The organism is Bacillus sp. KH172YL63, from assembly GCF_011398925.1.
Taxonomy (GTDB): Bacteria; Bacillota; Bacilli; order Bacillales; family Bacillaceae_B; genus Rossellomorea.
In genome coordinates, this window is record NZ_AP022842.1 from 3,500,736 (window position 1) to 3,513,140 (window position 12,405).

Consider the following 12,405-nt stretch of genomic DNA (forward strand, 5'->3'; position numbering starts at 1 on the left):
GCTCCTCCTGTTCTTAAAGTGTTTCTGAAGTTGTTTTGGCTTGAAGGTGAAGCAGTAGATAATCCGGTCCGCCGGCTTTCGAGTCGGTACCTGACATGTTGAAACCGCCAAATGGCTGGTATCCAACGATCGCTCCCGTACACCCTCTATTGAAGTAAAGGTTTCCGACATGGAAGTCTTCACGGGCCTGTTCGATCTTCGCACGGTTATTCGTGATGACTGCACCCGTCAAACCGTAGTCCGTATTGTTCGCAATCTCAAGCGCATGATCGAAGTCCTTTGCTTTAGAGAATGCCACAACCGGTCCGAAGATTTCCTCTTGCATCAAGCGTGCTTCAGGATCCAGATCAGCAAAGATTGTTGGTTTCACGAAGAAGCCTTTAGAGTTATCGCCTTCTCCTCCTACCATCAACTTCCCTTCTTCTTTACCGATTTCAATATAGCTCATGATTTTATCAAATGACGCCTGGTCGATCACAGGACCCATGAAGTTATCACGGTCTACAGGATCTCCAACCGTTAATTCTTTCGTTAATTCCACCGCGCGCTGAAGTACTTGATCGTACACATCTTCCACGACAACGGCACGTGAACAGGCTGAACATTTTTGTCCCGAGAATCCGAATGCTGAAGCTACGATGGATTTCGCTGCCAGCTCAAGATCTCCCTCACTGTCCACCACGATTGTATCTTTACCGCCCATTTCGGCGATGACGCGTTTCAGCCATTTTTGACCCGGGTTCACTTTTGCCGCTCTTTCATAAATGCGGATACCTACATCACGGGAACCTGTGAATGAAATAAAACGAGTCTTTGGATGATCCACAAGGTAGTCTCCAACTTCAGCTCCGCTACCCGGAACATAGTTGATTACCCCTTTCGGAAGACCTGCTTCTTCTAATACTTCAATGAACTTCGCTGCCACAACAGCTGTCGTTGAAGCCGGCTTCAGAAGGACCGTATTACCTGTCACGATGGCGGCTACAGCTGTACCGGCCATGATTGCGAAGGCAAAGTTCCAAGGTGAGATGACAACACCCACTCCAAGCGGGATGTAATTGAATTGATTGTATTCACCTGGACGGCTTTCTACAGGGAACCCATCTTTCAAACGAAGCATTTGACGGGCATAGTATTCCATGAAGTCAATCGCTTCCGCTGTATCAGCATCCGCTTCATTCCATGGCTTACCCGCTTCTTTCGTAAGTAAAGCAGAGAATTCATGCTTACGGCGACGAACGATTGCAGAAGCACGGAAAAGAATGTCGGCGCGGGTTTCAGGCTTCACTTTGCGCCAAGTCTGGAACGTGTCATAAGCGACATCCATTGCCTTCTCAGCAAGTTCTTTGTTCGCTTTTGAAACGCGTCCGATGAGTTCTTCTTTGTTTGCTGGGTTTACAGAAACAAGTTTGTCCTCAGTCGTTACCCGTTCTCCGCCAATCACTAATGGATAGTCTTGGCCTAAGTAACTTTCTACTACCTTTAGACCTTCTTTAAATGCTTTTTGATTCTCTTTCTCTGAGAAATCTGTGAATGGTTCGTGCTTGTAAGGAATCATGTGGGCATTTCCCCCTTTAAACAAAGATTTTTTATTCATCCCCGGTGTGACGAGGCTCATTAACAAATATGCAAAAAAAATTTGCATTTAGAAAACCCTTACACTTATAATAATGCAAAAGATAGTTGCTTTTTTCAAGAGTTTTTTTAAAATTTTTTATAATCCCACATTTTTTGCCCTTTCTTGCTTCCCAACCTTTTAAAAAAGGTGGATACAGGAATGGGCATCCATGAGAATTGATAAACGATAGACGATACGTTTTGCAGTAAGGATCATTGATGAGGAGGAGGGAGACAGCATGCTTGAAGCCGAAAAACGTTTGTATATGTACGAGAAAACCGCTGAACATCTTGAATCAGGGATCCATGTGATCGATTCAACCGGCAGGACCATCATTTACAACCGCAAAATGCGGGAAATCGAAGGGATGGAAATCGAGGACGTCCTTGATAAAAATTTATTGGACGTCTTCCAATTTCACTCGGAAGAAGAAAGCACCCTGCTGAAAGTTTTGAATACGAAAGAGCCCACCCTGAATGTCAAGCAGACTTACTTCAACGTGAAGGGCATTGAAATCACGACGATGAACGACACCTTTCCGGTCTTCCACGATGAGACCTTGATCGGCGCGATTGAAATTGCGAGAGATATCACAAAGCTTGAAAAAGTGATGAGAGATCAAATACATAAACGTCCCACCAGCTTCTTCACCTTTGACAGCATCATCGGCCAACACCCACGCCTGACAGAGGCTGTCGAGACGGGAAAACGTGCAAGCAGGACCTCTTCCCCTGTCTTGATCTGCGGGGAAATCGGCACAGGCAAAGAACTTTTCGCCCAGAGCATCCACAATGATAGCGCCCGTGCGAACCGGCCCTTCATCACCCAGAACTGTTCTTCCATAAGTGATGACATGCTCGAGGAAGCCCTTTTCCATGGGTCAAATCAGGAGGATCACCGCCCTTCCCTATTCCAGCAGGCACAGGGAGGAACGCTGCTCCTTGACGAAATCAGTTCCTTATCCCCTTCCCTTCAGGAAAAATTGCTAAACCTCTTTTCCCGGGGGACGGACCTTCCCTATGATGTCAGGATCATGGCAACGGTAAATGAAGACCCGATCGACGCGATTGCTGAAGGAAGGTTGCTGAAAGAGCTTTATTACAGATTGAGCATCGTGTCGATCTTCACCCCATCGCTCCGGTCGAGGAAGGAAGACCTGCCCGAGCTCGTCAGCTACTTCATCGGACAATTCAACCATCATTTTGCCATGGAAATCACCGGCATAACAGATGAAGTGAAAGAAGTATTCCACCACTATGACTGGCCGGGAAATGTCCGTGAGCTCGAGCATGTCATCGAGGGGGCTTTCAATCTGGTCGGATTCGAAAAGGAAATTGCCTTTAATCATCTTCCTTTTGGATTCAGGCAGAGGATCCACCACAGTTCAATGGGGGAAGAAAGTCAGGATGAATCTGAATTCCTTTATCAATCGGGAACTGAGATCAAACCTCTCGAACTGTTCATAGAAGAAGCAGAAACCTATTATATTCAGAAAGCGCTGAAGTATCATGAATTCAATATCACCAAAACAGCCAAATCACTTGGCATGAGCCGTCAAAACCTTCAGTACCGGATCCGGAAGTATGGGATCGAGCGGAATTCATTTTGATTTAAGGCCACTCCCTCACTTCAAGGGGAGTGGCCTTTATTGTAAAAAAACGGTTCACCCCAACGGAACCGTTCACAAAAAAAGGGCACCGCCCCCCATCAGCGTATCTTCACCGATAGAGAGCAGTGCCCTTCAGCATTTCCCCAACTTATTTCATGTGTTGCAGGTATGGCGTAAGATCCACGCCGATTTTTTCTGCAAGCTGTTTCCCAAGCTCTACATCCGCCCGGAAGAAATTACACACGGCACGCAGCGCGATCCTTTCATCAATTGCAGAAAGTTCCTGAGAAATGTTTTTAATGACTTGTTCTTTCACTTCCTCCGAATAACTTCTGTAAATCCGGCCTGCCTGTCCGAAGTCGTCCGTCTTCCGGATTTTCTGTCTTCCTCTCTCTCCGTTCATAGGCTGCTGCACTTCGGTATATGCCGGCGCTTCCTTTGGCGTATCTTCGAAGCTGTTCGGCTCATAGTTGACCGACCCTTTCTGCTGCTTGAACGGCATATGTCCGTCCCTCTGATTGTTGGCAACTTGAGCAAACGGGCAGTTGATTGGAAGCTGAAGATAATTCGCCCCGATCCGGTAACGCTGTGTATCCGAATAAGAGAATAATCTCCCTTGTAATAGTTTATCTTCAGACGGAAGCATCCCATTCACCAGCACACCTGGATTGAACCCTGCAGACTCTGTTTCAGCAAAGACGTTTTCAGGGTTTTTATTTAAAATCATCGTCCCCACAAAGTGAGATGGAATCTCATCTTCCGGCCAGTCCTTCGTCGCATCCAGTGGATCGAAATCAAATGAGTCCATATCCATAGGATCTAACACCTGAACATAGAGATCCCATTCAGGAAACGCTCCTTTTTCAATAGATTCATATAGATCACGGCTAGCGTGGTTAAAGTCCTTCCCTTGCATATCGGCAGCTTCCTCAGCCGATAAATGCTGAAGACCCTGCTTCGGCTTCCAGCGGAGCTTAACATACACTGTATTACCGGCAGCGTTCACCCATTTGTACGCATGGACGCTCGATCCCCTCATTTGTCTATAATTCGCCGGGATGCCTTCATCTGTAAACAGATGAAGCAGCATGTTCGTTGACTCCGGCGTCAAGGACATGAAATCCCAATAGCGTTCAGGCTCTTGAATATTCGTTTGCGGATTCGGTTTCAATGAATGGACCATATCCGGGAACTTCATCGCATCACGGATGAAGAAAACAGGCAGGTTATTGCCGACAAAATCCCAGTTCCCTTCCTCTGTATAAAACTTCACTGCAAATCCCCGGGGATCACGCAAAGTCTCAGGGGAATGCTGACCGTGGACAACGGTAGAGAAGCGGGCAAATACCGGTGTTTCTGTCCCTTCCTCTTGAAAGAGTGCAGCCTTCGTATATTTTTTCATGCTGTTTTTCGTGATGAAAACACCGTGTGCCCCGGCCCCTCTTGCGTGCACAACCCGTTCAGGGACTCTTTCCCGGTCAAAATGAGCCAGTTTCTCAATTAGCTGATAATCTTCAAGGAGCGTCGGTCCTCTATCTCCTGCTGTAATCGAGTTCTGATTATCGCCAATCGGGGCTCCTTGGTTCGTGGTTAAGATTCTATTATTCATCTGAAACTCTCCTTTAGATTATAATAATTATTAAGTAATTATAGTTATATTTTATCTATTTGAGAACGAATGTCAATTATTATTTATAATTATTTTAAATAAATAATTATTTAAATGAACTTTATCCCCCTGTCATGCTAGATCGCCCAGTAGTAAATAGGCTCAAAAAGCGTAAAAAATAGGCTGGAGATTCTTCACCCCGCTCTCTCTCATACATTCCTGTTTATTTACCATTGTCGGCCCTCTACGGCATTTCACTTTTCGTCCATATTTCTAAAACACAAAAAACCGAACGAATTCGACTTTCTGAATGAAAGTCGAATGATCGTTCGGAATTCTCTCTTGTATGTGGAAAGAAGATCTCAAACCCTACCTCGGATTGAACAATTTGGAATCGGTAATAAAGCGTACGCCTTCAGTTGATTCCAGTGAAAATACGCCTCCCCTTCCTTCCCTGACATCCAATATGATTTTGAAATGCTTCCAGTATTCATATTGCTGTTCGTTCATATAAAAAGGACAGTCGGCTACAGTACCTACCAATACATCACTGTCACCGATGATCAGATCATCTTGACTTAAACACATAGGGGAACTGCCATCACAACATCCGCCAGACTGATGGAATAAAAGAGGGCCGTGCTTTTCCTTTAATTTTTCCATCAGTCTGAGGGCTCGTTCTGTCGCCTCTAGTCGCTGTTCCATTTTAGAAGAATCCTAACGCTTTTGGACTATAGCTAACTAGTAAATTCTTTGTTTGTTGATAGTGTGACAGCATCATTTTGTGATTTTCACGGCCGATACCGGACATTTTGTAGCCCCCGAATGCGGCATGAGCCGGATATTGGTGATAGCAGTTTGTCCATACGCGGCCCGCTTCGATGTCCCGTCCAAAGCGATATGCCGTATTCATATCCCGCGTCCACACTCCTGCTCCCAGGCCGTAAAGTGTATCGTTGGCAATTTCCAGTGCTTCTTCTTTCGTCTTGAAAGTAGTGACAGACACAACCGGACCGAATATTTCTTCCTGGAAGATACGCATTTTATTGTGACCCTTGAATACGGTCGGCTTCACATAAAATCCTTTTTCTTGATCGCCGTCAAGCGTATTCTGTTCGCCGCCGATCAATACTTCCGCACCTTCTTCTTTTCCGATTTCGATATAAGAAAGGATCTTATCCAATTGCTCCTCTGAAGCCTGGGCACCGAGCATCGTCTCTGAATCCAACGGGTTTCCTTGTTTGATTTGCTTGACCCTTTCAATCGCCCGCTCCATGAACTTATCGTAGATGGATTCTTGAATGAGTGCTCTTGATGGGCATGTGCATACTTCCCCTTGATTCAGGGCGAACATCACGAAGCCTTCGACTGCTTTATCAAGGAAATCATCATCCTGATCCATGACATCTTCAAAGAAGATATTCGGGGATTTACCGCCGAGCTCCAATGTCACCGGGATGATATTTTGTGAAGCATACTGCATGATCAGGCGGCCGGTCGTCGTTTCACCGGTGAAGGCTACCTTTCCTACCCGCTTGCTTTGGGCAAGTGGCTTCCCTGCTTCCACACCGAAACCTTGCACGACATTCAGTACACCCTTCGGCAGCAGGTCTTCGATCAATTCCAACAGGACCATGATCGATGCAGGCGTTTGTTCAGCCGGCTTCAGGACGACACAGTTCCCTGCAGCGAGGGCAGGGGCGATTTTCCACACAGCCATCAGGATCGGGAAGTTCCAAGGGATAATTTGTGCCACAACGCCGATCGGCTCATGGAAATGATAGGAAACCGTATCATTGTCGATTTCTCCAAGAGACCCTTCCTGTCCCCTGATACAGCCTGCGAAGTAACGGAAATGATCGACAGCAAGCGGTAAGTCGGCCGCCAGCGTCTCACGTACAGGCTTACCGTTATCCCACGTTTCAGCGACGGCGAGCATTTCCAGGTTTTCCTCCATACGATCTGCAATTTTATTCAGGATGCTTGCTCTTTCTGCTACAGACGTCTTGCCCCAGGCTGCTTTAGCCGCATGGGCCGCATCCAGTGCCTTCTCTACATCCTCTTTATTTGACCGGGCAATTTTTGTAAACACCTGGCCTGTCACAGGCGAGACATTCTCAAAGTACTCCCCGCTTGCCGGCGGTACATATTCCCCACCGATATAGTTTTCATATTTGTCCTTGAACTGTACCAATGAACCTTCAGTATTCGGATTATTATAAAGCATGTAACATCCTCCTATTGGTATGTATTCACCATAATTAAAGCGCTTCCATTTTTCATTATAAGACATCATTAAGGTACGGACAAGTTTATTGTTCAAAAATTCTATATTTTTTGTTAATTTATGATACGTTTCTACATCTTTCTTCGTTTCAGCTCAGGAATTTCCAGCCATACGTTCAACATAACCATAAAAAAACCGGACGACATTTGCTTCCAATGATGGATTACGAATGTCTTCCGGACTTTCACACAAATTTATTACATTCACTTTTGATCCCGATCAGGTATACACATTCGACGGAACGATATCTTCATCCGTCATGATGTGACCATGACTCTTCTTCAAGGCTTCCTCAAGGTGGTCAGGCATGAGAGCTGCGTTATAGGCACAGACGATGGTGAGTTTATGTTCATGAAGGACCCGGTCCGTTTCTTCTTCAAACCATTGAATGATCGGAGATGGATCATCCAGCGTCCCCCATTCTACGTTGGTCCACGACCTGAAAGGGATTTCCTCCTCAAGAAAGGGCGTAATGCTTTTCGTCAATTGTTCATAAATTGCAGGCGGATGGTAGCTGCCGCTCGATTGATAAAACTCAAAGTTGCTGACGATATGGAGTTTTTCTGACTCCTCATCCGTCAAACGGCCATCGAGCCTTTTTTTCAATTCGTTCAGATTTTTTTCATTCTCAATGAGCAGGATGGATTCTCCCGCTTCAATTCCCTGGACAATGTAGGCCACGGCATTATTTAAATATGCGTTTCGATCATGATAGGAGTATAAAACATGAGTGCATTCCCTACTTGTTAATAAATCGGTTATTTTTTCTTTCACTCACTCTCACCTTCCCCCTACTTTTTTCTTTATCTACTTCTTGTTATTCGCTAAAAGGATTCAAAACCCTCTATATTCATAATATTAATCGAGTAGGAGGGGATGATTAATCCCCGACCTCTCACACCACCGTACGTACCGATCGGTATACGGCGGTTCAATCAAGATGGTTGACGAAGACTTTCATACCTACCGATAAGACTTAGGAGCCCTTGGCGATTCCAAAATTGCCAAGGGTTCTGTGTAGTATTGGACTTTGTGCGACCCTCCAATATCCCTTCCGGGTATTTCCCCATTCATATGCCTTCCATTTTGGAACGCCGAGCGCAATGAGGTTACGGACTTTAGTTTTCGGCAGTTTCCACTGCTTCCACAGACACATTCGCAATCTTCTTCTGATCCATGCATCCAGGTATTTTAGGATGCTATGTGTATCAGCCAGCTGAAAATAGCCGATCCATCCCATTAAATATTGGTTCAGCTTTCTGATTCGTCCCTCCATCGACCATCCTGAAGATCTGGAAGTTAGATAACGGATTTTCTGTTTCAACCGTTTTATACTTTGGGAGGCAACTCTGACTTTTGGTTTACGATTCGATGTAAAGCTAAAGCCAAGGAACGTTCTTCTCCAAGGTCTATCCACCGCAGATTTCTTTCGGTTTACCTTCAATTTAAGTTTCTTCTCAAGAAACGTCGTCACTGAAGTCATCACCCGGTTACCGGCTTTTGGCGAACGGACAAAGATATTACAATCATCTGCGTACCGTATAAAACGTAGCCCCGTTTCTCTAATTCCTGGTCCAGTTCATTCAAAATGATGTTAGAAAGCAATGGACTGAGAGGTCCGCCCTGTGGCGTACCTTCCTCGCTTTTCACCTTTACACCTTCTATCATAATTCCTGCATTGAGGTAAGAACGAATCAGTTTCAGAAGTGCTTTGTCCTTTACTTTCTTCGCCAGAAGACCCATGAGCTTATCATGATTCACTCTGTCAAAGAATTTCTCTAAATCAATATCGATAACCCAGCGATATCCTTCCCGGATATACATCTTCGCTTTTCTAACGGCGTCATGGGCACTCCGATTTGGTCGGAACCCATAACTATGATCAGAGAAGGTCGGCTCGTATATCCCGGAGAGTATTTGGGCAATTGATTGTTGAATCATACGGTCTGTCACCGTTGGGATGCCTAACAACCGGACGCCGCCGTCTGGTTTCGGGATTTCGATCCGACGTACCGGGTCCGGCTTGTAGGTTCCCCCAAGGAGATTCTTGCGAATCGACTGCCATTCGCGCATGATATGCGATCGCAGGTTTTGTACGGGCATATCATCCACGCCATGGCTTCCCTTATTACGTTCTACACGTTTCAGTGCTTCAAGCATATTCGGTTTAGACAGAATCATATTCATCAACATCACTGATATTCCTTTCCTTCGTGTGTCACGTTTCCTCTTTCGATGGCCCTGCCTCACACTTCCACCAGCCCTCACGGAATTCACCGTTACCTCTAAATGGACAGCTCTTTTCAGATTGTCTGTGAGTCTCTCAGTTACCATGAGCCAGGTCGTGGCACTCTCTTAATTGTTCAGTCCTTCCCGGCTTCCTCGAGAAAAGCCGGTACTATGACCTCGGCTGACTTCTGGCGGTTCAGCGGAGAATCACTTCTCCGGTTACCAAGTGTTCAAGGCGTATCCGTCAGATCTCCCCGGGTAAGAGTGTAATCTTTCCCTCCATCTATCCGCCTCATTTACTTTCTGCACCTTCGACAGTTCGGACTTCATCTTGTATTGCAGACTCATCCAGTGCAACAAGCCTTATATGAGATTCGTGTTCCTCGGACCGGAGGTTTGCCGCCCGCTTCCTTCAGATTCCAGGTCACCCCGGACACCCTTGCGTTAAGCTAACCGCTACAACTGTCTTCACGGCTCGGGACTCTCACCCTATAGATTACACCCATGCCGGGCGCACAATCAAAAAAGACTGCCCTTTAAAAGGACAGTCTTTTTCATGAAATCAATTATTTCTTGATTAGATCTTCACGCTCTGATTTCTCGATCCACTCTTCAAGCTTATCTTTAAGCGTATTGAAACCTGCAGGTGTTGATTCTTCAACTGCTGGTTTTACACTTCCTTGACGGCGAGGTTTTTTCGCTGCAGCCGGTTTTGCTTGTGGCGCTGGAGCTTCTTCTGTAGCACGGATTGAAAGGCTGATTTTGCCAGCAGCTTCGTCCACAGATAGAACTTTAACCTTTACTTCGTCACCTACTGAAAGGTGCTCACTTACGTCTTTAACAAAGCCGTGAGTGATTTCAGAGATATGAACTAATCCTTGTGTTTCTTCGTCAAGTGCAACGAACGCACCGTATGGTTGAATGCCTGTAACTTTACCTGTTACAACAGATCCTGTTTCGAATTTTGTAGTCATGGTAACACTCCTAGTATATATATTATTTTTCGTCTTTACACGCAATTGTAGATTATATCATAGATTGGGCCATTCGGCAAAGGGATATTATCTTCCCTCTTTCACCCAACATCCGGATATCATCCATTATTGCATTCTCACTAGTTAGGGTTCCCCATTGTGACCATTATTAAAACAGCGTCTGCCCAGGTACGTCAGGATCCTTCGTATATGTCCTCCGTCTGTTTAGAAAGTATGACCGGCGTGTGCTGAATCCATCGTTCAGGCTTGATGAAACGGGATTGTTCCAACTCTTCATAAACCTCTCTCACACCCTCTGCTGTCGCAGTTCCCTCGTACTCTTCCTGTAAATATCGATAAGCATCTTTCACTTCCTGCTTCAGTCCTCCATTGTCATCAAAAATGGGCTGACTGGTGGTGCCTCTTGTGAAGGATTGATACAGCAGGTCATATTCATGCTCTACTTCTTTCCTGAAGCGGGACGAATCAGATAAGTAAATTAACATCTTTTCATAATCTATCAATCGAACGGCGGCATCGTTCCATGAGCCGGTGAACACCCCCGCCTGAATGAAACGGTCGAACCTGGAAAGCAAATAGCTTTCATATGGATCGGGAAGGGCATCAGGGTTTACCATCATCTTATAATACTTGTCATCGAACTCAGGTTTAACCCGGTCCGCCTTTTGATCATAGGTGAGTGTCACCCCATTATTGAACATGCCCTGCCTGACCTTTGATAATAGTGTGGGATCATCCTCGTGCTTTTGATTAAACTCAGTCATATTAATCTTTCCATCTTCAATGTGACCCCGCCAAAATTCCTCATGCTCATTCAGTACCTCTTCATAGATGGGCAGGATGTCTTTTTCCTTTGAAACAAAATCGTCCACCCATACTTCAGCCTCAGCAGCCGACAACAGACCTGTCAGTGTCTTCATCATGACATCAGGTGTAGTCAGCCGTTGATTCATCTCTTCTTCAGCCCGCTGGAACCATTCCCTTTTCTGTGCAGCGGACACATCACGCTTCGGGATCGATTCAATGTATTTCATATGCATCTTTGATTCCTCTGACATTTCCGTTTTGTTGAACAGGGACTGAGTGAATCCGAGACGGTCCATGGCCATGGATTCCAATGAATCATAGTGAATCTGTAATTTCTCCATTTCATCCTGCCAACGATTTTCTTCTTCACCAGATTGCTCTCCCTGTTTCCCCCCCTGATCACTCATCGTCATTTGAAGGAACAGGACCGCTCCAATCAAGACCACCCCGATCATGCCTGCCACATATGACCATTGAAAAGTCGATTTCCTTCTTGGGGGACGGTCTCTTTTTACTTCCTGAATCATATCCGAAGGGTCGGTAAAGGCTGGGATTTCATCATACGATCGCTTCAACCGTTCCATACGCTTCCCGAATTTTTGTTCATCCATTTCTTTTCCCCTCCCTTTTCTCAGCCTGCTCCAATCGTTTCTTTAAGAGGTTCTTCCCCCTCAACAGCCTGGTTTTGACAGTTGATAAAGGAATGGAAAGAATATCTGCCATCTCTTCATACTTCTTTTCATGGAAATAATGGAGGATGATCGGTATGCGATACTTTTCATCGAGCGCCTGAATGCATTCATGCAGCATGCGATCCTCCTCATCTTTCAGCAATTGTCCATGGGGCGTCTCAGCCTCCTGCTCCGCTTGCTTTTTTATACTCCTGATCTTTAAAAAGTATTGGTACTCTTTCCGTTTAAAGTCACGGGATACGTTAAGTGTGATCTTATAAAGCCATGATGTGAATTTTGCATAAGAAAAACCGTCCAGGAAACGGTATACGCGAAGAAAGACCTTCTGTGCAATGTCAGGGATATCCCCATACGAGTGCCCCATCTGGTAAGCAAACCGCTCCACGACCGGTGAATATTTGCCGATTAATTGACCGTAGGCTGTTAAATCTCCTTTTTTCGCCTGGCTGATCAGATGTTCATCTTCCACACACGGTCCCCTCCTGTTCATTTGTTGTCTTATATATGTAACGCAGGATACAAGGGAATTGTTTCAAAAAATAAAAAAAAGCCTAACCCA

9 protein-coding genes and 1 pseudogene are annotated in these 12,405 nt (G+C 45.5%); 1 reads left to right on the forward strand and 9 read right to left on the reverse strand.

Going from position 1 to position 12,405, the window contains the following annotated elements:
- Nucleotides 1–13: 13 nt before the first annotated feature.
- Entirely contained in the window at nt 14–1,558 is a 1,545-nt protein-coding gene (gene pruA, locus KH172YL63_RS17945) for an L-glutamate gamma-semialdehyde dehydrogenase (RefSeq protein ID WP_173108278.1), read from the reverse strand.
- Nucleotides 1,559–1,856: 298 nt separating this feature from the next.
- Here pruA and KH172YL63_RS17950 point away from each other — a divergent pair, with 298 nt between their 5' ends.
- Complete coding sequence (locus KH172YL63_RS17950; RefSeq protein ID WP_173107372.1) at nt 1,857–3,227, forward strand: sigma-54 interaction domain-containing protein; 1,371 nt, start codon at nt 1,857–1,859, stop codon at nt 3,225–3,227.
- A 148-nt stretch (nt 3,228–3,375) separates the two neighbouring features.
- Here KH172YL63_RS17950 and KH172YL63_RS17955 read toward each other — a convergent pair whose 3' ends face one another.
- The 8 genes and pseudogenes from KH172YL63_RS17955 to KH172YL63_RS17990 all read right to left on the reverse strand — a co-directional run bounded on the left by KH172YL63_RS17955 (nt 3,376) and on the right by KH172YL63_RS17990 (nt 12,315).
- Nucleotides 3,376–4,836, reverse strand: a complete 1,461-nt coding sequence (locus KH172YL63_RS17955) for a catalase (protein WP_173107373.1) — start codon at nt 4,834–4,836, stop codon at nt 3,376–3,378.
- A gap of 369 nt (nt 4,837–5,205) precedes the next feature.
- Nucleotides 5,206–5,541 (reverse strand): DUF779 domain-containing protein, encoded by a 336-nt coding sequence (locus KH172YL63_RS17960; protein WP_173107374.1) that lies wholly within the window; start codon nt 5,539–5,541, stop codon nt 5,206–5,208.
- A 1-nt stretch (nt 5,542) separates the two neighbouring features.
- Nucleotides 5,543–7,063 carry an aldehyde dehydrogenase gene (gene adh, locus KH172YL63_RS17965; RefSeq protein ID WP_173107375.1) on the reverse strand — a complete coding sequence of 507 codons (1,521 nt, stop codon included), beginning with the start codon at nt 7,061–7,063 and terminating at the stop codon, nt 5,543–5,545.
- Nucleotides 7,064–7,342: 279 nt separating this feature from the next.
- On the reverse strand, nt 7,343–7,897 hold the full coding sequence (locus KH172YL63_RS17970; RefSeq protein ID WP_173107376.1) for an MEDS domain-containing protein: 555 nt from the start codon (nt 7,895–7,897) through the stop codon (nt 7,343–7,345).
- Between the two features lie 161 nt (nt 7,898–8,058).
- Nucleotides 8,059–9,316: pseudogene (gene ltrA, locus KH172YL63_RS17975) on the reverse strand (group II intron reverse transcriptase/maturase).
- A 602-nt stretch (nt 9,317–9,918) separates the two neighbouring features.
- Complete coding sequence (yugI, locus tag KH172YL63_RS17980) at nt 9,919–10,326, reverse strand: S1 domain-containing post-transcriptional regulator GSP13 (protein WP_173107377.1); 408 nt, start codon at nt 10,324–10,326, stop codon at nt 9,919–9,921.
- A gap of 194 nt (nt 10,327–10,520) precedes the next feature.
- Nucleotides 10,521–11,765 carry a hypothetical protein gene (locus KH172YL63_RS17985; protein ID WP_173107378.1) on the reverse strand — a complete coding sequence of 415 codons (1,245 nt, stop codon included), beginning with the start codon at nt 11,763–11,765 and terminating at the stop codon, nt 10,521–10,523.
- The gene (locus KH172YL63_RS17990) at nt 11,758–12,315 is read right to left on the reverse strand and encodes an RNA polymerase sigma factor (RefSeq protein ID WP_173107379.1); all 558 of its coding nucleotides are present in this window, start codon (nt 12,313–12,315) and stop codon (nt 11,758–11,760) included. Before KH172YL63_RS17990 ends, KH172YL63_RS17985 begins: the two co-directional genes overlap by 8 nt.
- Nucleotides 12,316–12,405 lie beyond the last annotated feature (90 nt).